The 26210-nt window shown below is 70.1% G+C and carries 19 protein-coding genes; 10 read left to right on the forward strand and 9 right to left on the reverse strand.

Features of this window, described 5'->3' with window-relative positions:
* Positions 1–17: 17 nt before the first annotated feature.
* Entirely contained in the window at positions 18–1649 is a 1632-nt protein-coding gene (locus ITJ62_RS04495; protein WP_194599854.1) for a beta-N-acetylhexosaminidase, read from the forward strand.
* A 120-nt stretch (positions 1650–1769) separates the two neighbouring features.
* Here ITJ62_RS04495 and ITJ62_RS04500 read toward each other — a convergent pair whose 3' ends face one another.
* Genes ITJ62_RS04500 through ITJ62_RS04520 form a run of 5 tightly spaced genes read right to left on the reverse strand, consistent with a single transcriptional unit; the run spans position 1770 to position 10862 of the window.
* Entirely contained in the window at positions 1770–2270 is a 501-nt protein-coding gene (locus tag ITJ62_RS04500; RefSeq protein WP_194599855.1) for a DUF2087 domain-containing protein, read from the reverse strand.
* Positions 2271–2288: 18 nt separating this feature from the next.
* The gene (locus ITJ62_RS04505; protein WP_194599856.1) at positions 2289–3008 is read right to left on the reverse strand and encodes a 4'-phosphopantetheinyl transferase superfamily protein; all 720 of its coding nucleotides are present in this window, start codon (positions 3006–3008) and stop codon (positions 2289–2291) included.
* Entirely contained in the window at positions 3001–4008 is a 1008-nt protein-coding gene (locus ITJ62_RS04510) for a hypothetical protein (protein WP_194599857.1), read from the reverse strand. The genes ITJ62_RS04505 and ITJ62_RS04510 overlap by 8 nt, the downstream gene beginning before the upstream one ends.
* Positions 4009–6165 (reverse strand): MMPL family transporter, encoded by a 2157-nt coding sequence (locus tag ITJ62_RS04515; protein ID WP_194599858.1) that lies wholly within the window; start codon positions 6163–6165, stop codon positions 4009–4011. It abuts the gene before it with no gap.
* Complete coding sequence (locus ITJ62_RS04520; protein WP_194599859.1) at positions 6162–10862, reverse strand: type I polyketide synthase; 4701 nt, start codon at positions 10860–10862, stop codon at positions 6162–6164. Before ITJ62_RS04520 ends, ITJ62_RS04515 begins: the two co-directional genes overlap by 4 nt.
* A 252-nt stretch (positions 10863–11114) precedes the next feature.
* On the opposite strand from ITJ62_RS04520, the gene ITJ62_RS04525 reads away from it, so the two are divergent.
* Positions 11115–11858, forward strand: a complete 744-nt coding sequence (locus tag ITJ62_RS04525) for a dienelactone hydrolase family protein (protein WP_194599860.1) — start codon at positions 11115–11117, stop codon at positions 11856–11858.
* On the opposite strand, the gene ITJ62_RS19280 is transcribed toward ITJ62_RS04525, so the two are convergent.
* On the reverse strand, positions 11783–12868 hold the full coding sequence (locus ITJ62_RS19280; protein ID WP_194599861.1) for a DMT family transporter: 1086 nt from the start codon (positions 12866–12868) through the stop codon (positions 11783–11785). The genes ITJ62_RS04525 and ITJ62_RS19280 overlap by 76 nt on opposite strands.
* Before the next feature lie 252 nt (positions 12869–13120).
* Positions 13121–14512, reverse strand: coding sequence for a glycine--tRNA ligase (locus ITJ62_RS04535; RefSeq protein ID WP_064295424.1), 1392 nt, complete (start codon positions 14510–14512; stop codon positions 13121–13123).
* A 184-nt stretch (positions 14513–14696) separates the two neighbouring features.
* Between ITJ62_RS04535 and ITJ62_RS04540 the strand changes: the two genes are divergently transcribed.
* Entirely contained in the window at positions 14697–16001 is a 1305-nt protein-coding gene (locus ITJ62_RS04540) for an esterase family protein (protein ID WP_194599862.1), read from the forward strand.
* Between the two features lie 35 nt (positions 16002–16036).
* Here ITJ62_RS04540 and ITJ62_RS04545 read toward each other — a convergent pair whose 3' ends face one another.
* On the reverse strand, positions 16037–17050 hold the full coding sequence (locus ITJ62_RS04545) for a LacI family DNA-binding transcriptional regulator (protein WP_228497815.1): 1014 nt from the start codon (positions 17048–17050) through the stop codon (positions 16037–16039).
* Between the two features lie 183 nt (positions 17051–17233).
* Here ITJ62_RS04545 and ITJ62_RS04550 point away from each other — a divergent pair, with 183 nt between their 5' ends.
* The 6 genes from ITJ62_RS04550 (at position 17234) to ITJ62_RS04575 (ending at position 23671) form a co-directional block, all read left to right on the forward strand.
* Positions 17234–18466 (forward strand): Gfo/Idh/MocA family protein, encoded by a 1233-nt coding sequence (locus ITJ62_RS04550; protein WP_194599863.1) that lies wholly within the window; start codon positions 17234–17236, stop codon positions 18464–18466.
* Between the two features lie 70 nt (positions 18467–18536).
* Entirely contained in the window at positions 18537–19796 is a 1260-nt protein-coding gene (locus ITJ62_RS04555) for an ABC transporter substrate-binding protein (RefSeq protein WP_194599864.1), read from the forward strand.
* A 5-nt stretch (positions 19797–19801) separates the two neighbouring features.
* The gene (locus ITJ62_RS04560) at positions 19802–20800 is read left to right on the forward strand and encodes a carbohydrate ABC transporter permease (RefSeq protein WP_194599865.1); all 999 of its coding nucleotides are present in this window, start codon (positions 19802–19804) and stop codon (positions 20798–20800) included.
* Between the two features lie 14 nt (positions 20801–20814).
* Positions 20815–21696 (forward strand): carbohydrate ABC transporter permease, encoded by an 882-nt coding sequence (locus ITJ62_RS04565; protein ID WP_194599866.1) that lies wholly within the window; start codon positions 20815–20817, stop codon positions 21694–21696.
* 59 nt (positions 21697–21755) lie between these two features.
* Complete coding sequence (locus ITJ62_RS04570) at positions 21756–22535, forward strand: ThuA domain-containing protein (RefSeq protein WP_064295429.1); 780 nt, start codon at positions 21756–21758, stop codon at positions 22533–22535.
* The gene (locus ITJ62_RS04575) at positions 22532–23671 is read left to right on the forward strand and encodes a Gfo/Idh/MocA family protein (protein ID WP_194599867.1); all 1140 of its coding nucleotides are present in this window, start codon (positions 22532–22534) and stop codon (positions 23669–23671) included. The genes ITJ62_RS04570 and ITJ62_RS04575 overlap by 4 nt, the downstream gene beginning before the upstream one ends.
* A 51-nt stretch (positions 23672–23722) precedes the next feature.
* Here the strand turns inward: ITJ62_RS04575 and ITJ62_RS04580 are convergent, their stop codons facing one another.
* Positions 23723–24499 carry a hypothetical protein gene (locus ITJ62_RS04580; RefSeq protein WP_194599868.1) on the reverse strand — a complete coding sequence of 259 codons (777 nt, stop codon included), beginning with the start codon at positions 24497–24499 and terminating at the stop codon, positions 23723–23725.
* A gap of 87 nt (positions 24500–24586) precedes the next feature.
* On the opposite strand from ITJ62_RS04580, the gene ITJ62_RS04585 reads away from it, so the two are divergent.
* Entirely contained in the window at positions 24587–26131 is a 1545-nt protein-coding gene (locus tag ITJ62_RS04585) for a leucyl aminopeptidase (protein WP_194599869.1), read from the forward strand.
* The last annotated feature ends 79 nt before the right edge of the window (positions 26132–26210 follow it).

Genomic DNA, 26210 nt, shown 5'->3' on the forward strand with positions numbered 1-26210 from the left:
CGAGGAGAGAACCACCGATGCTTCCACTGCCCGTGTCCATCCAGCAGCACGACGGCGCCTTCACGCTGAGCGAGACGACCGGGCTCGGCGGTGACCGCCGCTTCACGGCTGCGACCCGCTGGTTGCGCGGGGTGCTGCAGACGTCGACCGGGTTCGACCTCGACGCACGGATCGACCTGCGGACCGACAGCATCGCGTTCATCCACGACGACACCGTCGCGGCCGGCGGCTACCGGCTCGTGGTGGACGCGGACGGTGTGCGCATCGTCGCCGCCGACGCCTCCGGCGCGTTCTCCGGTGCGGTGACCCTGACCCAGCTCCTCCCCCCGGCGGTCAACCGCCGTGCGCTCGTCCCCGGCGTCGACTGGACCGTCCCGGCGACGACCATCGACGACGCCCCGCGCTTCGGCTGGCGCGGCGTCATGCTCGACGTGGCACGGCACTTCCTCCCCACGTCCGACGTGCTGCGGTTCATCGACCTCGCCGCACGCCACAAGCTCAACGTCCTCCACTTCCACCTCACCGACGACCAGGGCTGGCGCATCCAGATCGACGCCTTCCCGAAGCTGACCGAGGTCGGCGGGTGGCGGACCGAGAGCCAGCACGGTGCAGCGCGGCACGCTCCCGGCGACGGCCGCCCGCACGGCGGCTTCTACACGAAGGACGACCTGCGCGAGATCGTCGCCTACGCCGCTGAGCGGTCCATCACGGTCGTCCCCGAGATCGACCTGCCCGGCCATGCGCGAGCGATCATCGCCGCGTACCCCGAGCTGGGTGTGCCGGACGTGGCGCAGGACGTGGACGAGCCGTCGGTGTGGACACGGTGGGGCATCAACGAGGCGATCCTCGACATGGGCGAGGATACGGTCGCGTTCTTCCGCACCGTGTTCGACGAGGTCATGGAGCTCTTCCCGTCGACCTTCATCGGCGTCGGTGGCGACGAGGCGAAGAAGACCCGCTGGGCGGCGAGCGCTCGGACACAAGCCCTCATGGCCGAGCGTGGGCTCGACTCCGTCGAAGCGCTGCAGGCGTGGTTCATCCGCCAGCTCGAGGCGCACCTGTCCGCCGCAGGCCGGCGCCTGTACGGCTGGGACGAGATCCTCGAGGGCGGCGGATTGCCGAAGGACGCGACCGTCGCCTCATGGCGCGGCGAGTTCGGTGCGGTCGCCGCCGCACGCCAGGGGTACGACGTCATCGCCTGCCCGGACGACCGCGTCTACCTCGACTACCGCGAGTCGGAGCTGCCGGGTGAGCCGATCCCGGTCGGCCCGCCGCTGACGGTCGCGGAGGTGTACACCTTCGAGCCGGTGCCGGCTGAGCTGACGGAGGCGCAGGCCGAGCACATCATCGGGGTGCAGGCGAACATCTGGACCGAGCACATGGACTCCGCCCGCGTCATCGACTACCAGGCGTATCCGCGACTGTGTGCCCTCGCCGAGGTCGCCTGGGTCGGCCGCGAGCGCGACCTCGCCGGCTTCGAGGCGCGGCTGCAGCAGCACCTCGCCCGCCTCGACGCCCTCGGGGTCGAGTACCGCCGCGCCACGGGACCGTTCCCGTGGCAGGAGCGTCCCGACGCCGAAGGTCGACCGTCCACTCGCGAGCAGCGGGCCGCCCTCGTCGCCGAACTCACGAAGGACATCCGCGCCTGACGCCGGCGGCGGGCCTTGAGCCTGCCGCCCGGTCCCGGAGCGTCCCGTCGGTCCCTCAGCCTCCCGCCTGGTACCCGAGCCCCCAACCCGGTCACCTGAGCCTGTCGAAGGGCGGCCGACTCAGGTGACGAGCGCGTACTCGGTCCCCGAGCGCGTGCGCTCCACGAGCTGCGCATCGACGAGGTACCGCCGGAGCACGGCCACGTCGTCGTGGAAGGCAGTCAGTCGCTCGTTGATCTCGGTTTCGTCGACCACCTCACCCGGCTGGAGCGCTGATGCCGCGACGCGCTGCAACAGCGCCTGCCGCTCGTCCGGATTCGACGGGTACCGCACGATCCGACCGTCGACCAGGAAGCGGTCGATCCCTTCGCGCTTCGGCGGTGCGGCGGCTGCGAGGAAGTCCCGGAACACCCTGCCCGAAGCACGTCCGTCAACATCCAACAGGCCCGCCCGGGACAACGTCTGGACGCTCTGCTCGGCTCGCCGCACAGCACGCTGGGTGCCGCCGAGGTCGGGCTCCTGCCCGAGGACGAGTTGCGCGTACACCGTCCGGGTGTCGTCGTTCGCGAGGGCGGCGGCCAGCGCGCGCCAGTCCGTCGTCGTCTGATCCTCGTCCGGCATGGCCCCTCCTCCTGCGGTCTACGACATCGTCCTCAACGGTACCCGCGTGGACCGGATCAGCCGATCCCCGTCCTGTCGCCGCGAGACCGGGACGATGACGACGCTGCAGAGGTGGGTGCCCACCACCGACCATCGGCCGGCGAAGGAGCGCGGCGTGGTCGGGCCAGCCGGCGCGACGACCCGTGCATCGAACGAGCCCCGATCCGGGTGGATCACCACCTCACATGACGTGTAGTCGACCCATCGCCCGGTGAGCGGGTACCACGCCTTGAAGACGCTCTCCTTGACGCTCCACAACACGGCGCTCCACGCGACGGCCGGATGGCTCGAGACGAGCCGCGTGAGCATGGACGCCTCATCCCCGCAGACGACCGTCGCCGCGACGGCGGGACGGATGGGCCGGTGCACCTCGACGTCGATCCCGATGGCGCTCGCGACACCGACGTGACCGACGGCTGCGACCGTGAAACCCGGGCAGTGCGAGAGGCTCCCGACGAAGCCGTTCGGCCAGACCGGTTGCCCGCCCTCCCCCGTCGGGATGTCCGTGGAGCGCTGGCCGAGCATCGCGAGTGCCGCCCCGGCGCAGTCGCGCGCCGAGCGGGATTCGGCGCTGCGACCAGCCGAGGTCGGACGGGCCCGGAACGGCCCGGATGCGGTGCCGACGGACGCCGAGACGACGACGCCCGGCGGCACCTGTATCCGGAGAGCGTCGACCACCGCGGCTGCGGATTCAGCCACCCGACCGACGCGGGGACGCCACGCGCGCCGCTGGGTCGGAGGCGGGGATGCCGACCCGGAACCAGGCGACGAGCTGCTCGTCCGGGGCGACCTGCCACCGTTCGTCGAGCATGGCCCTGGTCTCCGGGCAGTCGAGCGGTGCGCTCTGCGGGTGCACGTACAGGCCGTGGCGCTGAAACCCGAGCCAGAGCCGGGTGAGCAGTCGCCCCGCGGCGAGTTCCTGTGGTGTCCCGGCAGGCCCGACCACGCCGAGGACGGTACCGGAGCCCTGGGTCGCGGTGGCCGACATCCGTGCCAACAAGCCGGGCAGACCGAGCCCGCGAAGCGCGCGGAACACCCGCGGGCTGATCAGCGTCCGCAGGCCGGCTCGTTCGACCGTCGACAGCACGAGCATCGCGTCGTTGAGGCCGTCCTCGTCGTACCGCGGATGTCTTGGTGAGAGCCTGGTCCACTGATCGAGCTCGGCGACGATCGCCTGCTCGCCGAAGAACCACCGGTTGGCTCGCACGAGGATCGGGCGCGCGTCCCGCGTCGGCATGGAGACGAGCCGGAAACCCATGCGCTCCGCCTCCACCGCGGCCTCCTGGAGGAGGTCCGGTCCGGGAGTGCCGTCCCGCCATCGCCCTCGCCAGACGCGTCGTCCACGGACGTCCGCCGAGGAGAACCTCGTCTGGTAGCCCTCCGGGTGGCGCGAGAACCGGCCGACCTCATCGGTCTCCGCGTCACCGCCGGTTGAAGCCTCGAACCGCAGTCCGACACCGGCCGACGCCGCGCAGATGAGGAGTGACTCGACGAACGCCCCGAACGACAGCATCGTGTCGCGTCCTCGCGGATCGCTCGCGCCGAGGGTGCGAGTGCGATCCCGGCGGAGGACGAGTCCATCGCCCTGACGGTCCACGAGCCACGGCTGCGTGTTGTGGGCGTTCGCCGCACGAGCCGCCTCGGACACGAGCGCCGAGAGGTCGTCATCGGCCGACGGGCCGCTGAACCGTGCGTCCATTCAGCCCTCCGTGATCCCGATGCGGCGGTGGATCGCCGCGAGCCACCGCGGCGCCCACCAGTTGTATCGACCGGCGACGCGCATGAAGACCGGGACGAGCACGCCGCGGATCAGGATGGCGTCGATGAGGATCGCGATGCCGGTACCGATGCCGAGCATCTTGATGATCGACACCCCGGAGGTCGCCATGGCGAAGAACGACACCGCGAGGATCGCCGCAGCGGCCGTGATGATCGGGCCGCTCGCTCCGAGCCCGCTCCGCACCGCCTCCGCGAGATCATTCGTGGCACGGAACCGTTCCTGGATCCGAGCGAGGAGGAACACCTCGTAGTCCATCGAGAGCCCGAAGGCGATGCAGAACAGCAGGATCGGGATCGAGATGGCGATGGGCGACGGGGTGAAGCCGAGCGCGTCCGACAGGTTGCCGTCCTGGAAGAGGAACACGATGACGCCCAGGATGCCGACCAGCCCGACCACGTTCAGCACCAGTGCCTTGATCGGGAGCAGCACGCTCCCCGTGAACAGGAAGAGGATGATCAGCGTCATGAGCGCGATGGCCGCGGCGGCGAACGGCAGACGCGCCGAGATGGAGTCACCGATGTCGATCATCTGCGCCGCGAGGCCACCGACCAGGACGGTCGAGCCGGCTCCCGGGTCCACCGCGCGGACGTCGCGGACGAACTCCGAGCCCTCGGGCGAGTACGGGACGACGTCGGTCGCGACCTGCAGCCAGAGCGCCGAACCGTCGCGGAAGTGCTGCTCCGTCCGCGCGTCGGCCGGGACGACGAGTCGTCCGTCGACGAAGCTGCCGAGGGACGTCGTGACGGCCTCGACGCCCGTGATCGAGGAGAGTTCGGCGGCGTACTCGTCGAGCTCGCGGTCCGTCCCCGCCCAGTCCTCGGTGACGACGGAGACGGCGTCCGCCTCGGCGACGTCGAAGTCGGACCGCATGATGTCCGCCACGACACGGCTCTCCGCGTCGGCGGGGAGCACTCGTTCGTCGGGCACCCCGAACTCCGCGTGCGTGAACGGCGCGGCCATGGCGATGAGGAGCGCGATCACGGGCACCGCCAACCACGGACGGCGATACGCGTGGTCGCCCACCCGATACCAGAACCGGCCCTCGGCCCCGACCTGGCGCCGGGAGCGCAGTCGGCCCCAGTCGATCCGGCGACCCAGGAGGGTGAGGGCGGCGGGGAGCAGGACGACCGCGCCCACCACGGAGCAGGCCACGATGACGAGTCCCGCGATGGCGAACGAGCGCAGGAAGTACTGGTCGAACAGCATCAGCGTGGCGAGCGCCGCGGCGACGACGACACCGCTGAACACGATGGTCCGGCCGGTCGTCCGCCGGGCGGTCCGCAACGCCTCCTCGTCGGTCGATCCGCCCGAGCGTTCGTCCCGATAGCGGGTGAGGAACAGCAGGCAGTAGTCGATGGCGAGTCCGAGGCCTAACGCGGTGACCAGGTTGACCGCGAACAGGGAGACCGAGGTGAGCTGCGCGACCACGTTCAGCAGACCGAGGGAGCCGAGGATCGTGACGCCCGCGACGCCGACGGGCAGCAGTGCGGCCACCACGCCACGGAACGCGAAGAACAGGAGCACGAGGGTGATCGGGATGGCGATCGTCTCCGCGACGATGATGTCCGTCTTGACCTGCGCGTTCAGATCGTCGTTGATCCCCGCGATGCCGCCGAACCGCACCGTGGCCGACGTCACCTCCTCGGTGATCGTCCCGCGGAGCGCGGTGGTCGCCCGCTGCACGGTGTCCTCGTCTCCGGCGAGCGCCACGAGCACGACGCCGCGATCGGTGCCGCTCCGCAGCTGCTCCGCATCGGCGTAGGAGCCGGTGACGCTGGCGCCGTCCACGTGGTCCACAGCGCCGACGATGTCGTCGAGCGCCTCCCTGCCTGCGGCGCTGTCGAGTCCGTCGGAGACGTCCACGACGAGCACGAGTTTCGGGTCGCTGCCGGGGAACCGGTCGGTGAGCACGTCCGCTGCTGCCACGGAGTCGGACTGCGGGTCGTCGAACCCGCCCGTCTTGAGATTGTCGAGGACGTCGGCCCCCGCGATGCCCGCCACGATCGCGAACACCAGGCCGATCAGGAGCGTGATCACCGCCCGTCGTCTGGGGGTCGTTCCGGAGTGGTGCGTCATGCGGATACCTCGATGTCGTGGGTGATGCGGTTGAGTTCGGATGCCGTGATGTCCACGACCCGCTGGATCTGCTCGGCGGTGTGCTCCGCGGTGATGAAGAAGCGGAGCCGCGCCTGGTCGTCGGGCACGGCCGGGTACAGGATCGGGTTGACGCTGAAGCCGTGGTCGAAGAGCGCCGTCGCCAGGGCGAGTGCCCGTTCCGAGCTGCCGACGATGCACGGCACGACAGGCGAGTCGGCACTGTCGCCGATGTCGATGCCGGCGGCCCGGGCCGTCTCGCGGAAGCGGTCGGCGTTCTGCCGCAGGCGGCTGAGGCGCTCGGGCTCATCGCGCATGAGCCGGAGGGCGGCGAGCGACGCGGCCGCGTTCGCCGGGGTGATGCCGACGCTGTACACGAACCCGGGCACGGAGTACTTGAGGTAGTCGATCGCGGCGGCGGTGCCACCGACGTAACCGCCGCATCCGGCGAGCGACTTCGACATCGTGCCGGACCAGAGGTCGATGTCCGAGCGGTCGACCCCGAAGAACTCACCGACTCCGCCCCCGGTGGCACCGACCGTTCCGATGCTGTGCGCCTCGTCGACGAGGACCAGTGCCCCGTGCCGTCGCTTCAGGTCGATGAGCTGCGGGAGCGGTACGAGGTCGCCGTCCATGCTGTAGACGCCCTCCACGACGATGAGGACCCGCCGGAACCCGCCGCGGATCGCACCGAGGAGCTCGTCGAGCGCGCGCAGGTCGTTGTGGGGGAAGGACCGTCGCGTGGCTCCGGAGAGCTTCGCCCCCTGAATGATGCTGTCGTGAGCGAGGCTGTCGTGGACGATGAGGTCGCCCGGTTCCACCAGGTGCCCGATGACGCTCACGTTCGTCGCGTGGCCGCTCACCATGGTGAGCGCGGACTCCACCTGCAGGAGGTCGGCGAGCTCCTGCTCGAGCTCGGCATGGATCGGGCGCTCACCGGACAGGAACCGACTGGCGGACACCGAGCTGCCGTATCGGGCCACGGCGTCGGCGATCGTCTCGGCGACCACGGGGTGGCCGGTGACACCGAGGTAGTTGTAACTCGAGAAGCTCACGAGCTGGGCGTCGCCGATCGTCGTCGTCGCGTCGATGATCCCCTCATGCAGCAGGAAGTAGGGGTTGCGGTCCGTCTGCTGCCGGCGTTCCCGCATGGCGACCGCCTCCGGGAAGCACTCGATGCGGGCGTCGGCCTCGGTCCATCGGCTCGGGCGGTCGGCCGGCGCCGGGGAAGCGGCAGCCACCGGGTTCGTCTCGACCCGCGGAAGCCGGTGCTGCGGCTCCGCGGCGAACGGGTGCAGCAGGGAGCCGACGCCGTCCAGCACCTGCTCCACCGTGGGCCGTCCGGCGAAGCGCTCGCCGAGCTGCGCCGGGGTCGGCAACGATGGCCACTCCGTGTGCAGCTGGGTGATCAGCTCACGCATCATCAGCGAATCGAATCCGAGCTGCTCGACGAGGTGCATGTCGGGCCGGATCAGGTCCAGCGGGAACCCGCTGATGCGCGACACCATGCCGAGGATGACCGCGTCGGATTCGGCACGATGGGACCGGGAGGCTGCGAGGCCCATCCGGGCGACCACCTCCGCCTGCGGCGAGCCGGGTTCCGTTGACCAACGGAACGGATCCGTCGACGCGGGCGCATGTCCGGCCTGCCCGGAACCCTCGATGAGGCTCAGCTGGCGGTTCATGAGGGCGAGCAGTCCGGGCAGGTGGTCGGCCTGGGCGTCGGCTGCTCCCGGCTGGATCGACGGTCCTGCCGACGGTCGTCCGGCGAGCGGGGAGGACGGCAGATCGCGGGGGTCGTGGTGCATGGAGTGGGGATCCTGTTCGACGGGGGAGGGTGGTCGGTGCGGTTCGGATGTGGGTTCTCGGGGTGTCGTCGGGTCGGTGGCGTCCGGTCGGACGACCCAGTACGGCTCGGTCGGCAGCGGCGCGATCGGCAGCGCCACACCCGCGGTGTCTGGCGGGACGAGCGATGCCAGGTCGAGGTCGGCGCCCAGCACCGTCAGCCGACCGAGGAGTCGGAGGAAGGTCGCCGCGTCGTCGGGCGACGACGCGCTGCACGGGATGACATGCACGTCGGGCGCATCGCCCAGGGAGCGTCGGATGGACCCGAGCAGTGCCGACCCCCCACCGATCTGGACGTAGACGCCGACGTCGGATGCGGACGCCGACTCGATCGCGTCGCGGAACCGCACCGTGGAGAAGACGTTCTCCTCGAGCTGACGACCCAGCTCCTCGCCCGTCTCGACCGTGCGGCCCGTCACGGTCGACACGAGCTGCACCTGCGGCGCACGAGGCCGGAACCGCGACAGGTCCGCCACGAGGGCCGGCCGGATCGGCTCGAGCAGGGGCGAGTGGAACCCGGTGGCGACGCGCAGCGGTTGGGTAGACACCCCATGCTCGACGCACCGTTCCGCGACGGTGCGCAGGGCCTCGCCGGTTCCACTCACCACCGTCTGCCGGGGATCGTTGGCGGCCGCGATCCACGCGTCGTCGATGCCGCTGAGGAGCGCTGCGGCCTGCTCGGCGTCGCAGCCGAGGGCCGTCATGCCGTCGCCGGATCGCGTCGCAGCCGACCGCATGTGGTGTCCGCGGACCGCGGCGAGCCGCACTGCGGCGGGCGCATCGAGCGCGACCGCCGTCGCCATGGCGGGAAGCTCGCCGACGCTGTGCCCGATGACGAGGTCGGGCTCCACGCCGATCTCCCGCAACAGCGCCACGGTGGCGAGCGCCGTCACCGCGAGCGCGGGTTGGCAGACCTCCGTGGACGTGAGGCGTTCGATCCCGGAGGGGGTGTCGGCGTCGGCCGCGGAGAGCGCCGCGAGCACATCGACCCCGGTCTCGTCGAGCACCTGCTCGTTCAAGGTCTCGGCCGCTGCACGGAAGGCGGGGAATCGATCGAGGAGGTCCGACTGCATCCGCGGGGTCTGGCTGCCCTGCCCGGGGAAGACGAACGCGATCCGCGGAGTGGCCCCGTCGACACGGGCGCCGGTGCAGACGTCCGCTGAGATCACCCCGGTGACGCCGTCGGCGAGCTGCTCCACGGCGGCCGACAGCCCGGAGACCAGCTCGGCAGGGGTGCGACACACGATCGCCAGCCGGGTGCTCGCGAGCGACCGCGAACCCAACGTCCGCGCGAGGCCGGCGATGGACGGTGCGTCGGCGGCCTCGAGGACGGCGAGGACCGCACGGAGGTGCTCGCCGAGCAGCGTGGGGTCGGCGGCCGAGAACACGAGGAGGTGCGGGAGCGTTTCGTCGGCCGGTCCCCCAGCGGCACGCCGACGGACTCGACCTGCTCGCGTCGGCGGTGATTCGAGCACCACGTGCGCGTTGGTGCCGCCGAACCCGAACGAGCTGACGCCGATGAGGCCAAGACCGTCGTCGCCCGGGTCGATGGTGCGGGAGGCGAGCGCCAGGCGGCCGTCTCGGAGGGCCTCGGTGTGCGCTTCCGAACGCAGGCTGGGCTGCCCGGGGACGACCCGATGCCTCGCCATGAGTGCCGCTTTGACGACGCTGGCGATCCCGGCCGCCGCCATCGTGTGCCCGACGAGCGCTTTCACCGCCGTGACCGTGGCGGTCCGTTTCGGCGGCTCCCCGAGACGCCGCAGCCCCGCCAGCGATTCCAGCTCGGTGCGGTCACCCACCGGGGTGGCCGTGCCGTGCGCCTCGACGACGCCCAGGTCGGCGGGGTCGGCCGCGGCGTCCTCGTAGGCCCGGCGGAGCGCCGCCAGCTGTCCGTCCGTCGTCGGCGTCATCGGCCCTTCGGCCCGGCCGTCGTTGGACACCCCGGAGCCGTGGATGACCGCGTAGACGTCGTCGTGGTCGTCGATGGCGGCCTCGAGCGGTTTGACGACGATCATGCCGACGCCCTCGCCCAGGAGGAATCCGTCGGCGTCGCCGTCGAACGGCCGGCACACCCCGCTCCGTGACAGCGCGCCGATCCGCGAGAAGGCGACCATCGCGTCCGGGACGAGGCTGAGGTTGACGCCACCGACGAGCGCCGCCGAGCACTGCCCGGACCGGATGGCGGCGATCGCCTGGTGCAGCGCGACGAGGCTGCTGGAGCACGCGGCGTCGACGGCGAAGCTCGGGCCACCCAGGTCGAGCGTGCTGCTCACCAGTGCCGGCCCCATGTTCGGCAGACATCCCGGCATCGAGAACGCGTGGAACGGCCGCACACCCGCGACGCGCGCGCCCATCGCCGCCGTGAGGTCGGGGCCGGCGTGTTCCGCGTGGACCGAGTCGTCGCCGAGGAGGTGCGCCCGGATGCGGAGCGAGGAGAGTTCGCGGTAGTCGTTCGCCGCCATCCCGACGAAGACGCCGATGGACGACCGGTCGATGCGACGACGTTCGAACCCGGCGTCGATCCACGCGGCTCGCGCTGCCTCGAGGAGCAGGCGATGTTGCGGGTCCATCGCGTGCGCGCGACTGGGTGGGATGCGGAAGTGGCGCGCGGCGAACCGCTCGACGTCGTCGATGAAGGAGCCCTGGTCGGAGTAGGCGTGATGCACCGCTCGGGGGTCGTGCGGTGCGAAGAACGTGGCGTGGTCCCATCTCGACCGGGGGACGGTGGAACCGCTGCGCCGGGCTGCCAGGATGTTGCGCCAGTACTGGTGTGCGTCTGCTGCGCCACCGAAGCGGGCGGACAGACCGACGATGGCGAGGGGTCGATTGGGCACGACGAGGGAACCTCCGAGGGTGTTGATCGCGGATGGAACGAGGGGGCACGTCGGCAGGTCGATGACGCCGAGCGGAGTGTGTCGAGGCCCCTGGACCGGCTCGCAGTGAAGCGAGCAGGCCTGTAGGCACGCCACGGGTCGACTGTAGTCATCTGGTACATCAGTTGGTGCTCCGGAAAGCGATCTGTGGATAACTCATGGGGCCGGCGCAACCCCCAGCCGGAGCGGAGGGTCGGCTGGAACACTGGCGATATGACGACCATCACGCTGACCAAGGGCCTGACCGCCTACCGCGCCGACCCGCCGAAGGGCGTCGAGCTCCGCGGCGGGCTCGTGCTCATCCATGAGATCTGGGGCCTCGTCCCGCACATCACCGACGTCGCTGATCGCTTCGCCGCGGAGGGCTACCTCGTCATCGCGCCCGACATCCTGAGTGGTGCCGGCGTCACGCCCGAGATCGGTGCGGAGCTGGAGAGCCTCGTCTTCAACAGTGACGAGGCGACGAGGACCGCGGCACAGCCGAAGCTGCGCGAGAAGCTCTCGGTCTCGAAGTCGCCCGAGTACGCCGAGGAGGCGCTCGGGTACCTGGGGAAGGCCGTCGACGCCCTGTTCGACGAGGAGGGGATCGACGGCCGCGTCGCCGTCGTCGGCTTCTGCTTCGGTGGCGGCTACAGCTTCGCGCTCGCCGCGGCCGACCGCCGCATCCGCGCCGCCGTCCCGTTCTACGGCTACCCGCCCGAGCCCGAGGCCGTGACGAGCATCGCCTGCCCCGTCCTCGCCTTCTACGGCGACCAGGACGAGGGCCTCATGCAGAGCCTGCCCGAGCTGACCACGACGATGGAGGACGCACGGGTCGAGTTCACCGCGACCGTCTACCCCGACGCCGGTCACGCCTTCTTCAACGACACCAACACGATCACCTACCGCGAGGACGCGGCCGCCGACGCCTGGGTGAAGACGCTCGCGTTCCTCGACACCTCACTCGGCAACGCCTGACGCCGATCCCTTCGCCCATCCTCGGGCGAACGAACGCCCGCTCGCCCATTCTTGGGCGAGCGGGCTTCCCTTTCCTGTCTCGATCGCACGCAGAGCAGCACGCCGGTGGTCACCAGGACGGCACCCACCGCCTCGTTCACGTATGGCGGGCGCTGCTCGAGGAGCAGGTTGAAGACCGCTCCGAACAGGGTCTCGAGCGCGATCAGCTGGCCGAGCACCACGGTCGAGACTCGCCCGGAGGCGCGGTTCCAGCACCAGGACGCGCACCACGACCCGAGCGTCGCCAGCAGGACACTCAACACGAGGAAGCGGATCAGCTGAGCCTCGCCGACGTCCAGGAGCGAGACCTCGCCGCTCAGCACCGCCAGTGGCGGCAGGACGAACGAGGCAATGAAGGCTCCGAGACCCAGCAGTGCGGTCCATGACGTGCCGTCGACCGATCCCACACCGCTCCGGCGCAGGATCGCGCCGTTCGTGACCACGAAGTAGGACCACAACAGGCAGGCCGCGAGCGCCAGGAGGGTCGCCGGGATCATCCCCGCCCCGGATCCGTCGACCGCTGGACCGGCCTCGGGGCGCTGCCAGTTCAGGACGACGAGGCCGGCCGTGGAGATCATGATCGGCCAGATGAGCCGGCGCCACGGGGTCTCCCGGTGCACAAGGTTCGCGCCGACCGTGACGGCTGCGGGCATGACGCCCGTCGCCATCGACGCGAGGACCCCGCCGCCGATGTCGGCCGCGAGCGAGAAGCAGAGGTAGAACCCGAGGTATCCCACAGCGCCGAGGTGCAGCGCGACGAGGATCCTGCGAGTGCCGATCGCCGAGGCCACTCGCCTGCGCATGATCAGCACGCCGATGGACAGCAGGCCGAACACCGCGTACCTGCCGAACACGAGTGTCAGTGGACCGACCGGTTCGGCTAGCGCCGGACCGAGGAACGTCGAGCCCCAGAGCGCGGTGGCGAGCACCGCCCATGCCACTCCCGTGAGAGCGGCCGGGCCGCGAGTCACTCGCGCTCCCCGGCAGCGATGAGATCGCCCATGGTGACGACCGTGTCGACGAGGAGGTCGAGGTCCGGCGGAGCGACGGTGTGGTCGATCGCACGCATGGGTTCGATGTTACAAACGCTGGAATCTGAAATTCCAAAGTCGTCGGAGGTTGTGGATACGTGCGCGATCGCGTCCGTTCGCCCGTTTTTGGGCGAACGAACGCCCGCTCGCCCAAACATGGGCGAGCGGGCGTTCGGGTGGAGCGGCGGAGGCCTACGCGCCCTTGAGGCGGGTGGCGAGGTAGGCGTACAGCTCGTCGATGGCGACACGCTCCTGCTGCATGCTGTCGCGGTCACGGACCGTCACGGCGTTGTCCTCGAGCGAGTCGAAGTCGACCGTCACGCAGTACGGGGTGCCGATCTCGTCCTGACGACGGTAGCGGCGGCCGATCGCGCCCGAGTCGTCGAAGTCGATGTTCCACGAGCCGCGCAGCTCGTCGCCGATCTGGCGGGCGAGCGGCGACAGCGCCTCGTTGCGGGACAGCGGCAGCACGGCGACCTTGACGGGCGCGAGACGCGGGTCGAGGTGCAGCACGGTGCGCTTCTCGATCTTGCCCTTGGCGTTCGGCGGCAGCTCCTGCTCCTCGTACGCGTCGACGAGGAAGGCCATGAGCGCACGGGTCAGACCGAACGAGGGCTCGATGACGTACGGCATGTACCGCTCGTTCTTGGCCTGGTCGAAGTAGCTGAGGTCCTTGCCGGACTGCTCCGCGTGCACCTTGAGGTCGTAGTCGGTGCGGTTCGCGACGCCCATGAGCTCGCCCCACTCGCTGCCGGCGAAGCCGAACTTGTACTCGATGTCGACGGTGCGCTTCGAGTAGTGCGCCAGCTTCTCCTGCGGGTGCTCGAACCAACGGATGTTGTCGGGCGTCATGCCGAGGTCGATGAACCAGGCCCAGCAGAGGTCCATCCAGGTCTGCTGCCACTCGTCGTCCGTGCCGGGCTCGACGAAGAACTCGATCTCCATCTGCTCGAACTCGCGGGTGCGGAAGATGAAGTTGCCGGGCGTGATCTCGTTGCGGAACGCCTTGCCGATCTGGCCGATGCCGAACGGCGGCTTCTTGCGGGCCGTCTGCAGCACGTTCGCGAAGTTCGTGAAGATGCCCTGCGCGGTCTCGGGACGCAGGTAGTGGAGACCAGACTCGTCGTCGACGACGCCGAGGAAGGTCTTCAGGAGGCCGGACATCTGGCGGATCTCGGTCCACTGGCCGACCTTCGAGGGGTGCTCGGGGTCGGGGATGTCGGCGAGGCCGTTCTCCGGCGGGTGGCCGTGCTCGGCCTCGTACGCCTCGAAGAGGTGGTCGGCCCGGTACCGCTTGTGGGTGATGAGCGATTCGGTCAGCGGGTCGCTGAAGACCTTGACGTGACCGGACGCCTCCCAGACCGGGGTGGGCAGGATGACGGCGGAGTCGAGACCGACCATGTCGCCGCGGCCGCGGACGAACGCGTTCCACCACTGGCGCTTGATGTTCTCCTTGAGCTCGACACCCAGGGGCCCGTAATCCCACGCAGACCGCGTGCCGCCGTAGATGTCTCCCGACGGGAAGACGAAGCCGCGGTGCTGGGCCAGGGTGATGACGGACTCGAGATGGGACTGCTCTGCCATGGGTGTGGATCCTCCGTGCCGCTTGCCACGCGGCGGTACCTTCCGGTGCTGACGCCTGGCTGGCGCCCGCTCCCGGAACCCCTCAATCCTATGGGCGAGCCCGTGAGGACGCCCAACAGCCCTTGTCCCGCTCAGGGCGGCCGCTTAGCCTGACAACCATCGCGGTACGCAGGATGGAGCATCGATGGACTGGCTGTGGAACCTCGACGTCATCGACGGCCCACTCGTCTGGGTGCTCGACGGGCTCAGCATCGCCGGCCTGCTGTACCTCGTCATCCGTCGGTCCGGGCTGCTGTGGTACCTGAGCGCCCTCATCGCCCTCCTGGCCGGCGCGCTCCTCGCCCTGGGGACGGTGTGGCTGGTCTTCGACGTGCTCGACGTCTTCGGCGGGCCGTTGATCCGCTCCGCGGAGCCCTGGTTGATCGGCGCCTTCGCCGGCCTCGCGCTCGCCGTCCTCACGATCTGCTGGCGCGTCTCGTGGCAGCGGCGCGTCATCGCCGTCGCGTGCATCCTCGTCTTCGGCGCGACCGCGGCGCTGGGCGTCAACGGCGCGTACGGCGTCCAGACCACCCTCGGGTCGATGTTCCACGTCCAGAACCGCAAGCCGATCACCCTCGTGACGCCGACGAGCACGCCCACCGGCGATCCGGCCCGTCCGCTGTACGAGACGTGGAAGCCGCCGGCCGATCTGCCGAAGACGGGCAGGTTCGGCCCGCTTCCCACGGGCGACCGGATCCCGAACACGAACTCCGGGTTCAACGCCCGCCCGGCGCAGGTCTACTACCCACCCGCCGCGCTCGTGAAGGATCCCCCGGCGCTCCCGTTCGTCCTCATGATGATGGGACAACCGGGTGACCCCGACGCGAAGTGGATCGGCGAGGCGCTCGACGCGATCGCCGCCGACCACCAGGGGCTCGCCCCCATCGCGCTCGTCGTGGATCAGCTCGGCGACCCTTCCGTGGATCCGCTGTGCATCGACGGGCGGTACGGGAAGGTGGAGACGTACGTCACGCAGGACGTCCTCCCGTGGGCGAAGGCGAACCTGCACATCCTCCAGTCGCCGAAGGATTGGACGGTGGCCGGATACTCGGCCGGCGGCAGCTGTGCGATCTACTACGGAGCCAAGTACCCGCAGACCTTCGGCAACGTCGTCAGTGTCTCGGGTGAGGAGTATCCCGGAGCCGGCCTCCCGGCGGACAACCTGCGCGTGATGTTCAACGGCGACCAGAACGCGTACGACGCGATCAAACCGGCGACCATCATGGCGAAGACGAACTACGCCGACACGGAGGCGTTCTTCTCCGCCGGGACGGCGGACGCGGTCTACACCGACATGATGCGGCGCGCCGCAGCCACCGCGACGGCGGCCGGCTGGAAGGTCCAGACCTTCGCGATACCGGGCGGCGACCACGGCGCCAGCTCGCTCACGGGCGGGCTCGACCAGACGCTCCGCGCGCTCTACCCGCGAATCGGCCTCCAACGACCGTGACGGGGACGGGGCTCCGGCGATCGCTCGATCGACGGTCAGCGCGGCGGCGGCGCGAGGGACGCGCCCTCGAGGAAGGCCCCCATGACGAGTTCGTGACGCAGTTCACCGAGGGTGCCGTCGAGACGGCCGACGAGGGTCTCGACGCCCATCCGGCCGAGCTGGGCGGCGGGAAGCAACGTGACGGCGAGCGCCGGGTCGGCCGCCTCTGACACCTCTCGTGTGGAGGCGACGAGGACGACGGACAGGTCGTCGGGGACCGAGACGCCGCGCCTGCCGAGCTCGCTCACGAAACCGAGGGCCGCCCGATCGTTGAGCACGAGGACGGCGGTCACCTCGGGCGCCTCCTCCTGGAGGGTCGCCGCGATCTCGCGACCACCGGCCGGATCGGGAGTGCACTGGAGCGTCCGAGCGCGGAGTCCACGGGCCGCGCACACGGCGTGGAAGGTCTCCTGCACGCGGACCACCGGGCCGTAACCGTCGAGATCGGCCCGCTCGACCTCCTCGAGCAGGGCGAACTCCCGATGACCGAGGGCCTGCAGGCGGTCGATGGACAGCTCGACCATCCCCTCGAAGTCGACGTCGACGTAGTCGAGACCGGAGGGATCGCGCGTCCGACCGATGAGCGTCAGCGGCGTCCCGGCCGCGAGCAGACGGTCGACCCGATGGTCGTCGAGCCGCACCTCCATGAGGATGACGCCGTCGATGAGGCCATCGGAGGTGAACTCGCGAAGCGCCTCGGGGTCGCTCGGTTCCGGCCAGAGGACGACGGTGTACCCGAGCTCGGCGGCAGCCTCCGCAGCACCGGTGAAGAAGCGGGCAGCATTGTCGGACAGTCGATGCTGGAGCACCGGGAACAGCAGTGCGATGATGCGGGTCCGACGGCTCGCGAGCGCGCGGGCGACCGCGTTCCGGCGGAAGTCCAGTTCGACCATCGCCGACTCCACCCGCAGTCGAGTGGCCGGGGACACCGGCTTCGAATCGTTGACGACGAACGACACCGTGGCGACCGAGACCCCTGCGAGTCGCGCGACGTCACGCATCGTTGCCATGGATCCCCGTTCAGGTGCGGTGCTGTCCGGTCAGTCTCTCACGGATCACGATTCGGTAAACCGGTTAAATTTCTTCTTGACGACTCCGGCGACGCGGTGCATGCTGGTTTCCGAAGCGCGCAGTAAACCGGTTAACTTTCTGGTCTGCGCGATCCGACCTCGACCGGCGAAGGAGCCGTGCTGATGCCTGTACCGACGACCACGGACGACAACCGGTCCGAGCAGCCACTGCGCGTCGCGATCGTCGGGTACAGCTTCATGGGCACCATCCACGCGCAGGCCTGGACCACCGCTCCCCGCTTCTTCGACCTCGGCCGCGGGGTCGACCTCGTCGCCGTCAGCGGTCGCGATGCCGACGCCGCCCGCGCGTTCGCCGACCGGTTCGGGATCGCCGACGTCGAGACCCACTGGCGAGCGCTCCTCACCCGTGGCGACATCGACGTGATCGACATCTGCACCCCGGGCCACCTCCACGCCGAGATCGCGATCGCCGCGCTCGACGCCGGTATCCACGTCCTGTGCGAGAAGCCGCTCGCGAACACGCTGGAGGAGGCCGAGCGGATGAACGCCGCGGCCGAACGAGCGGCGGCGCGCGGCGTGCGCGCGATGGTCGGCTTCAGCTACCGACGCACCCCCGCGCTCGCCTACGCGCGGCGGCTCGTCACCGATGGCCGCCTCGGGACCATCCGTCACATCCGGGCCCAGTACCTGCAGGACTGGATCGCGGATCCCACCTTCCCGCTCGTCTGGCGACTCGACGCCGACCAGGCCGGCTCCGGTGCGCTCGGAGACCTCGGCGCCCACATCATCGATATCGCACGGTTCGTCACCGGGCAGGAGCTGACCGGCGTGAGCGCCCTGACCTCGACCTTCGTCACCGAGCGGCCGCTCCCCACCTCGTCGAGCGGCCTCAGCGCCACCGCGGGCGACGATCCTGAGGATGGCGACGCGGCGGAATCCCTCACCGGCCGGGTGACCGTCGACGACGCGGTCGTGTTCATCGCCCGCACCGACGGCGGCGCCCTGGCGACCTTCGAGGCCACCCGCTTCGCCACCGGCCGCAAGAACGCGATGCGGCTCGAGGTCGACGGATCCGACGGATCGCTCGTCTTCGACTTCGAGCGCATGAACGAGCTGCAGTTCCACGACCACACCCTCCCGGCCGAGGAGGCGGGCTTCCGGCGCATCCTCGTCACCGAACCCGGCCACCCGTATGCGGACGCCTGGTGGCCGGCCGGCCACGGCCTCGGCTACGAGCACACCTTCGTCCACGAGGTCGCCGACCTCGCCCGCGACCTCGCCGCGGGCCGGGCGCCCGAACCGGGCTTCGCCGACGGCCTCCTGGTGCAGCGCGTGCTCACCGCGGTCTCGGCGAGCGCCGACGCAGGCGCCGCCTGGATCCCCCTCGACCACTGACCGCACCACCCACCGCACCACGATCACCACCGCATCACGAACACCACTCACCAGGCAAAGGAGCCATGACATGAGATCCACGACCGCCCGCGACACCCAGCCACGCATCATCCGTCGGCCGCACGTGCTCGGATCGCTCGCGATCCTCGCGATCACCCCGTTCGCACTCACCGCGTGCAGCGGTGGCGGTGGCGCGGCGGCCGGAGGCGACGCCGGCACCCTCACGATCCTCGACTACTACAACAACGAACCCGACAAGACCCTCGTGGGCGACGCCCTCGACCGGTGCGCGGACGACGTCGGCGTGAAGATCAAGCGCGAGACCGTCCCCGGCAAGGACCTCATCCAGAAGGTGCTCCAGCAGTCGTCGTCCAAGACGCTGCCCGACGTCCTCATGCTCGACAACCCGGACGTGCAGGAGATCGCCGCGACCGGCGGGCTCTCGCCACTCAGCGACTACGGCGTCGACACCTCGGGCTTCGCGAAGGGCATCCTCGACGCGGCGAGCTACGAGGGCGAGGTCTACGGCCTGGCGCCGACGGTCAACACCCTCGGCCTCTTCTACAACGAGGACCTCCTCGCGGCGAAGGGCATCACCCCGCCGACCACGTGGGACGAACTCAAGACGGCCGCCGCTGCCCTGACCGAGGGCGACACCTACGGGCTGGCCTTCAGCTCCATCGCCACCTACGAGGGCAGCTGGCAGTTCCTACCGTTCATGTGGACCAACGGCGGCGACGAGGCCGACCTCACGACGCCCGCCGTCGCGGAGGCCCTCCAGCTGCAGGTCGACCTCGTGAACTCGGGTTCGGCGTCGAAGAGCGTCATCAACTGGTCGCAGGCCGACGTGAACGACCAGTTCATGGCCGGCAAGGCCGCGATGATGATCAACGGTCCGTGGCAGATCCCGGCCCTCAGCGCCGACACCAACCTCAAGTACGGCAGCGTGCAGGTTCCGGTCAACAAGGCCGGCCAGACGCCCGTCGCCCCGCTCGGTGGCGAGGTCTGGACCGTCCCCGTGACCGGCGACAAGGACAAGCAGGCGAAGGCGGCGAAGTTCGTCGAGTGCATCTCGAGCGACGAGAACCAGCTGGCCCTCGCGGAGGCCCGCTTCACCGTCCCGACGAAGACGGCCCTGGCCGAGCAGTATGTCGCCAAGGTCCCCGAGATGGCCGCGTTCACGGAGCAGGTCGCCAACGCCCGCTCGCGCACCGGCGAGCTCGGCGAGGAGTGGCCCGAGGCCGCGACCGAGATCTACACCGCCATCCAGCTCGCCCTGACCGGGCAGGCGACGCCTGAAGAGGCGTTCAAGCAGGCGGCCGCGGGCTGATCCCGATGAGCAGTGGCATCGCCGGAGCATCGCTCCAGGACCGGAAGACCGACCAGCGGTCCAACGGCACCGACGGGGGTGCGCCGACCAAGCGCACCCCCGCCGGGGCCGGCCGTCGGTCCCGACGCTTCCGCCGGGAAGACCTGATCAAGCTCGGCTTCGTCCTTCCAGCAGCGCTCTACATCGTGCTGTTCTTCGGCTATCCGGTCGTCAAGAACGTCACGATGAGCTTCCAGGAGTACACGACGAAGACGTTCTTCACGGGCGAGGCGCCGTGGGTCGGGTTCACGAACTACGTGACCGTGTTCAGCTCCCAGCTGTTCACGTCGGCACTGCTCAACACGGCACTGTTCACGATCGGGTCGATCGCCGGGCAGTTCGTGATCGGGCTCGCGCTCGCCGTGTTCTTCAAGCGACGCTTCCCCCTGAGCTCGTTCCTCCGCGCGATGCTGCTGCTCCCCTGGCTCCTCCCCCTGATCGTGTCGAGCGCCACCTGGCGGTCGATCCTCGACCAGGACAGCGGCGTCCTGAACGCCGCCCTCGGATCCATCGGCCTGTCAGGCGTCCCCTGGCTGACGAGCCCGTCGGTGGCCCTGTTCGCGGTCGTCCTCGTCAACATCTGGATCGGCATCCCGTTCAACGTCACGATCCTCTACGGCGGCCTCCAGGACATCCCCGACGAGCTCTACGAGGCGGGAGCGCTCGACGGCGCGACCGGCTGGAAGGCGTTCCGCCACATCACCTGGCCGAACCTCCGCCCCGTGGTCAGCGTCGTGCTCGTGCTCGGCGTCGTCTACACGATCAAGGTGCTCGACATCATCCTCGGTCTCACGAACGGCGGGCCGGCGAACGCCACCCAGACCCTCGCGGTGCGGTCGTACCAGGAGTCGTTCGTGAACTTCGAGTTCGGTGTCGGTGCGGCCTTCAGCAACATCCTCATCGTCATCTCGCTCCTCTTCGCCATCGTCTACCTGCGCGTGAACCGACGCGCGGTCGACGAGTAAGGACACGGACCCTCATGACCACGACCAGCATCGTGACCGGCGGCCGGCAGACGCGCCGCTTCGCCCCGGTCGGCCCACGGCGCCACCGCGGCGACCGGCGCCACCTCGGTTACACCGTCCTCGGCGTCATCATCCTCGCGATCATGCTCTTCCCCGTCTACTGGATGGTGAACGCGTCCCTGCAACCCTCCGGAAACACGCTCACGGGGGACTTCTTCCCGGTCAACCCGAGCTTCGCCGGGTACGAGAAGGCGATCGCCGACCAGGGCGGGCACCTCGTCACGAGCCTCGCCATCTCACTCGGGACCGTCGTCCTGACCCTGGCGATCGCGGCCCCGGCGGCCTACGCCCTCGCGCAGTTCCGGTTCCGGTGGATCAGCATCGCCCTCCTCGTGATCCTGATCGCCCAGATGATCCCGGGCATCGTGATCGCGAACGCCCTCTATTCGGCGTACAACGACCTCGGCCTGCTCAACTCGATCCCCGGGCTGATCCTCGCCGACGCCTCGCACGCCATCCCGTTCGCGATCCTCATCCTGCGGGCGTCGATGCAGACCATCCCGCCGTCGATCGTGGAGGCGGCACGGGTCGACGGCGCGGGGCACGTGCGGGCCTTCGTCTCGATCGTCCTCCCGGTGAGCCGCAACGTGCTCATCACCGCCGGCCTGTTCGCCTTCCTCTTCTCCTGGAGCGACTTCCTCTTCGCGCTGACGCTGACGACGACGGAGGACGTCCGGCCAGTGACGCTCGGCATCTACCAGTACCTCGGCTCGCAGGTCTCGAACTGGAGCGCGGTGATGGCGACCGCCGTCCTCTCCTCCCTGCCCGCGATCCTGCTGCTCGTCATCGCCCAGCGGTTCATCGCCGCGGGCGCGACAGGCGGCGCCGTGAAGTGACCGACGACCACTCCGACACCCTCTCCGACCACGCAACGCATCCTCGAAGGAGCACCACCATGTCCGACAGCAGCACCCCCATCCGCGTCCTCGTCTGGGGCGAGAACCGCCACGAGCAGATCGAGGAGAAGGTCCGCGCCATCTACCCGGACGGCATGCACACGACCATCAAGGAGGGCATCGAAGAGCACCTCGGCGCCGACGCCGTGGTCACCACGACCACGCTCGACGAACCGGAGCACGGGCTCACCGAGGAGGTGCTCGCCGCGACCGACGTGCTCGTCTGGTGGGGCCACGCGGCTCACGGCGAGGTCGCCGACGAGGTCGTCGAGCGCGTGCACCAGCACGTACTCGCCGGTATGGGTCTGCTCGTGCTGCACTCCGGCCACTGGTCGAAGATCTTCGGCAAGCTCATGGGCACCTCGTGCACGCTCCGGTGGCGGTCGGAGGAGGACCGCGAGATCGTCTGGACCGTCGACCCCACCCACCCGATCGCCCAGGGGATCCCGCACCCGTTCATCATCCCGGCCCAGGAGATGTACGGCGAGTTCTTCGACGTCCCCGCACCCGACGAGCTCGTCTTCCTGTCGACCTTCACCGGTGGCGAGGTCTTCCGTTCCGGCATGACCTACAAGCGCGGCTTCGGCAAGATCTTCTTCTTCTCTCCCGGCGACCAGGACTACCCGGTCTACCACCACGAGCACGTCCGTCGCGTCCTCGCGAACGGCGTCCGGTGGGCGCAGACGCTGCGTCCGGAACGCGCGGTGCCGGTCCTGCTGCGGTACGAGACCGAGGACTTCTACAACGGCCGCGGATACGAAGGGGCGCTCGCGCGATGAGTGCTCCTGTCGACGGTGGCTTCGCGACGCTCGCGGACGCCACCAGGCCGGTCCGGCTCGTGCTCGTCGGTGCGGGCGGGATGGGACGGGCGTGGTTGCGGACGATCCTCGTGAACCCGGACACGGAACTCGTCGGCGTCGTCGACCTCGACACGGCCCTCGCGGAGTCGGCGGTGACCGAGGCGGGGCTCGGCGTGGGCCCCGAGGGTGTCGTCGTCGGCACCAGCGTGTCGGTCGTCGCCGAGGCGACGGGGGCGGACGCGGTCGTCAACGTCACCGTGCCCGCCGCGCACCACCCGGTGAACACCGAGGCGCTCTTCGCCGGGTTGCCGGTGCTCTGCGAGAAGCCGATCGCACCGACGGTGGCGCAGGCCCTCTCGTTGGCGGCGACTGCCGAGGCCAGCGGGCAACTGCTCATGACCAGCCAGTCGCGTCGCTACTACGCGTCGATCGCCGCTTTCCGGGAGCAGGTCGCCACGCTCGGTCGGCTCGGGTCCGCGACGACTGAGTTCTTCAAGGCACCGCACTTCGGCGGCTTCCGCGAGGAGATGGCGCACGTGCTGCTCGTCGACATGGCGATCCATGCCTTCGACGCCGCCCGCTACGTCCTCGGCAGCGACCCGATCGCCGTGTACTGCGAGGAGTACAACCCCGGGTGGAGCTGGTTCTCCGCCGACGCCGCCGCGACTGCGGTCTTCGAGTTCGCCGGAGGAGTCCGCTACACCTACAGCGGCAGCTGGTGTGCGGACGGCGTGGAGACCTCGTGGAACGGCAGCTGGCGGGTGAACGGCGAGCGCGGCACGGCCGTCTGGGACGGCGACTCCGCTCCGCAGCGGCAGCTCGCGCCGCAGGGCGGATCACCGTCGGCGGTCGAGACCGCCGAGCTCGAGCCGGACGTGCCGGAGGAGATCGCCGGTTCGCTCGTCGAGTTCGTCGACGCCCTGCGCACGGGCCGTGTCCCGTCGGGCGAGGTGCACGCGAACGTGCTGAGCCTCGCGATGGTGGAGGCCGCCGTGCGGTCCGCCGAGTCCGGCGAGCGCGTGGTCATCGCGGACGTGCTCGCCCAGGCGCACACGCAGGCGATCGGGGCCGAGACGCGCGAAGACGTCCGGGGCGCGCTCGTCGCCTCCCGCTGAGGTGAGGCGGATCGTCGCCCGCGCACCCCGCGAGCGACGATCCGCCTCATCTCACCAGGTCCCGTCGAGGAGGTCGCGGGTCACGACCAGGTTGAGCACACGCCAGAGGCCGGAGTGGCCAGGCGTCTGGCCCGGCCGGTTCGGCCACCCCTCGAAACGTGCCACACGGACGAAGCCGACCTCGTGCCACACGGGGTCCGTCTTGCGGAACCGATCCGGCCGCCAGACCACCGGGCGCTCCGGCAGGCTGAACGACGCCGGCTCGCGCTTCGCTCGCAGCGTCGCCAGGGCCTCCGGCCCGGGGACCTGCTCGCCCACCCAGTCGAGCACGTCGAGCTCGGGTGAGTCGCCGTATCGGGACCGATGAATGCCGGCGACCCGGAACAGGGCTGTACGTCCGTTCGGCGCCGTGAACGCGAGGACGTCGCCCGGCGCCAGGTCGTCCTCCACGTGGCGCCACGATCGACGGAGGCGCTTCGGTGCGGGCTGCGGGCCGAGGAGCTTCTCGCGGAGGCGATCGAGGGCCGCGGTCCGCTTGGCGACCTCCCCCGGGCCTGCTTCGGCCCAGAGCTCGAGGTCGGCACCGCGATCGATCGCCGCGATCGCCCGCGTCCGCACGTCGGCATCGAGCCGGCCGACCTCGCTCTGCGCGGCCGCGAGCGGGATCCACAGCTCGCCGTCCTCGCGCTCCACCAGGTGGGCGAACGACGCGATGGTCCGTCGCGTCGCCTCGTCGTCCGGCACCCGGTCCTGCACGTACTCGCGGTACTCGATGCGGATGTCCGACGCCGTGTCGTTCGAGAAGATCGCCGTTCCCCATGCACCCATCCCGGCATCCTGCCAGACCTCTCGCGTCAGCGGCCAGGTGAGGCCCATACGATGGATCCAGCCCGACTCCGAGACGAAGGACGCTGCATGCCATCCCGCCCCACCAAGCTGATCCCGCCGACCTTCTCCCGCACCCCCTCACTCGACGCCGAGGCGGTCGAGCTGAGCGTCGCGATCGAACTCCCCGAGGGCGTCGAGGCGATCGGCCTGGCCGTCGCCCCCGCAGCCGACGGCGCCGGCGACGACATCCCCGCCGCGCTCGGACTCGACCGTGCGGCCCTGACCCGCGCCGGGTTCACCGGTGAGGTCGGCCAGACGCTCGTCATCCCCAGCCAGGACGCCCCGACGCACATCGCGGTCGGCGTCGGTGCCCCCGAGAAGCGCACCCCGGCAGCCCTCCGCGACATCGCTGCGGCCTTCGCCCGTGCGGCCTCCTCCTTCGCCAGCATCGGCCTCGACGTGGCGCGGTCGTTCGACCTCGACCCGGCATCCGCCGGCCAGCTCGTCGTCGAGGGCGCGCTCCTCGCCCGGTACCGCTACACCGAGCTGAAGCGCGAGACGAAGCGCACCCCGCTCGTCGCGCTCCACCTCGTCGCCGGTGCTGAAGACCTGCCCGAGACCGCGACCGGCGCGCACCGTGGCGAGGTCCTCGCCCGTTCGGCGAACCTCGCGCGCGACCTCGCGAACACGCCTCCCGGACACCTCACGGCGACCGACCTCGCCGAGGTGGCCGAGACGCTCGGTGCCGCGAACGGGCTCGACGTCGAGGTCTTCGACAAGGACGCGCTCATCGAGCTCGGTCTCGGCGGCCTGCTCGGGGTCAACGCCGGCAGCGTCGAGGAACCGCGCATGATCAAGCTCCGGTACACGCCGAAGGACGACGACGGCTCGCCGATCGAAGCCGCAGGACACCTCGCGCTCGTCGGCAAGGGCATCATGTACGACTCGGGCGGCATCTCGCTCAAGCCGTCCGACCCGTCCCACGCGGCGATGAAGATGGACATGGCGGGCGCCGGAGCGATCCTGTCCGCCATGACGGCGCTGGAGGAGTTGCACTGCACGAGCAGCGTCACGGCGTTCCTCATGTGCACGGACAACATGCCCTCGGGCTCGGCCACGATGCTCGGCGACGTGCTGACGTTCCGCAACGGCACCACCGTGGAGATCAAGAACACCGACGCCGAGGGTCGTCTCGTCCTCGCCGACGGCCTGAGCCTCGCCGTCGAGGAGGAGCCCGACGCGATCGTCGACATCGCGACGCTGACCGGTGCCGCGATCATGGCGCTCGGCACGAAGACGGCGGCCGTGCACGGCACCGACCAGGGCATCGTCGACCAGACGCTCGCGTCGTCGAAGGCCACCGACGAGCAGCTGTGGCAGCTGCCGCTCGAACGCAGCTACCGGAAGCAGCTCGACTCGGACGTCGCGGACCTCGCCAACATCGGCGGCCGGTTCGCCGGTTCGACGCTCGCCGCGCTGTTCCTCGCGGAGTTCGTCGGCGACATCCCGTGGGCGCACCTCGACATCGCCGGCACCATGCTCGTGGAGTCGGACGAGTCCTGGCGGTCGAAGGGTGCGACCGGGTACGGCACGCGCCTCCTGATCGACCTGGCGCTCAACTTCCGCGCCTGACGCAGGACGCGGCGCACCTCGGCTGTGCCCGAGTTGCGCCGCGTCGGACCCGGCGTCGATGCGCCCGGTCCCTGAGCCG

This window comes from Plantibacter sp. VKM Ac-2876 (assembly GCF_015350715.1).
In the GTDB taxonomy this organism is placed as follows: domain Bacteria; phylum Actinomycetota; class Actinomycetes; order Actinomycetales; family Microbacteriaceae; genus Plantibacter; species Plantibacter auratus.

Excerpts from the sequence above, each read along its gene's own strand:
- ITJ62_RS04510 (WP_194599857.1), bottom strand. The coding sequence starts at position 4,008 with ATGGACGCACGGTTCAGCGGCCCGTCGGCCGATGACGACCTCTCGGCG.
- ITJ62_RS04575 (WP_194599867.1), top strand. The coding sequence starts at position 22,532 with ATGAGTGCTCCTGTCGACGGTGGCTTCGCGACGCTCGCGGACGCCACC.
- ITJ62_RS04580 (WP_194599868.1), bottom strand. The coding sequence starts at position 24,499 with ATGGGTGCATGGGGAACGGCGATCTTCTCGAACGACACGGCGTCGGAC.
- ITJ62_RS04560 (WP_194599865.1), top strand. The coding sequence starts at position 19,802 with ATGAGCAGTGGCATCGCCGGAGCATCGCTCCAGGACCGGAAGACCGAC.
- ITJ62_RS04540 (WP_194599862.1), top strand. The coding sequence starts at position 14,697 with ATGGACTGGCTGTGGAACCTCGACGTCATCGACGGCCCACTCGTCTGG.
- ITJ62_RS04565 (WP_194599866.1), top strand. The coding sequence starts at position 20,815 with ATGACCACGACCAGCATCGTGACCGGCGGCCGGCAGACGCGCCGCTTC.
- ITJ62_RS04545 (WP_228497815.1), bottom strand. The coding sequence starts at position 17,050 with ATGGCAACGATGCGTGACGTCGCGCGACTCGCAGGGGTCTCGGTCGCC.
- ITJ62_RS04555 (WP_194599864.1), top strand. The coding sequence starts at position 18,537 with ATGAGATCCACGACCGCCCGCGACACCCAGCCACGCATCATCCGTCGG.
- ITJ62_RS04570 (WP_064295429.1), top strand. The coding sequence starts at position 21,756 with ATGTCCGACAGCAGCACCCCCATCCGCGTCCTCGTCTGGGGCGAGAAC.
- ITJ62_RS04495 (WP_194599854.1), top strand. The coding sequence starts at position 18 with ATGCTTCCACTGCCCGTGTCCATCCAGCAGCACGACGGCGCCTTCACG.
- ITJ62_RS04515 (WP_194599858.1), bottom strand. The coding sequence starts at position 6,165 with ATGACGCACCACTCCGGAACGACCCCCAGACGACGGGCGGTGATCACG.
- ITJ62_RS04525 (WP_194599860.1), top strand. The coding sequence starts at position 11,115 with ATGACGACCATCACGCTGACCAAGGGCCTGACCGCCTACCGCGCCGAC.
- ITJ62_RS04535 (WP_064295424.1), bottom strand. The coding sequence starts at position 14,512 with ATGGCAGAGCAGTCCCATCTCGAGTCCGTCATCACCCTGGCCCAGCAC.
- ITJ62_RS04500 (WP_194599855.1), bottom strand. The coding sequence starts at position 2,270 with ATGCCGGACGAGGATCAGACGACGACGGACTGGCGCGCGCTGGCCGCC.
- ITJ62_RS04550 (WP_194599863.1), top strand. The coding sequence starts at position 17,234 with ATGCCTGTACCGACGACCACGGACGACAACCGGTCCGAGCAGCCACTG.
- ITJ62_RS04585 (WP_194599869.1), top strand. The coding sequence starts at position 24,587 with ATGCCATCCCGCCCCACCAAGCTGATCCCGCCGACCTTCTCCCGCACC.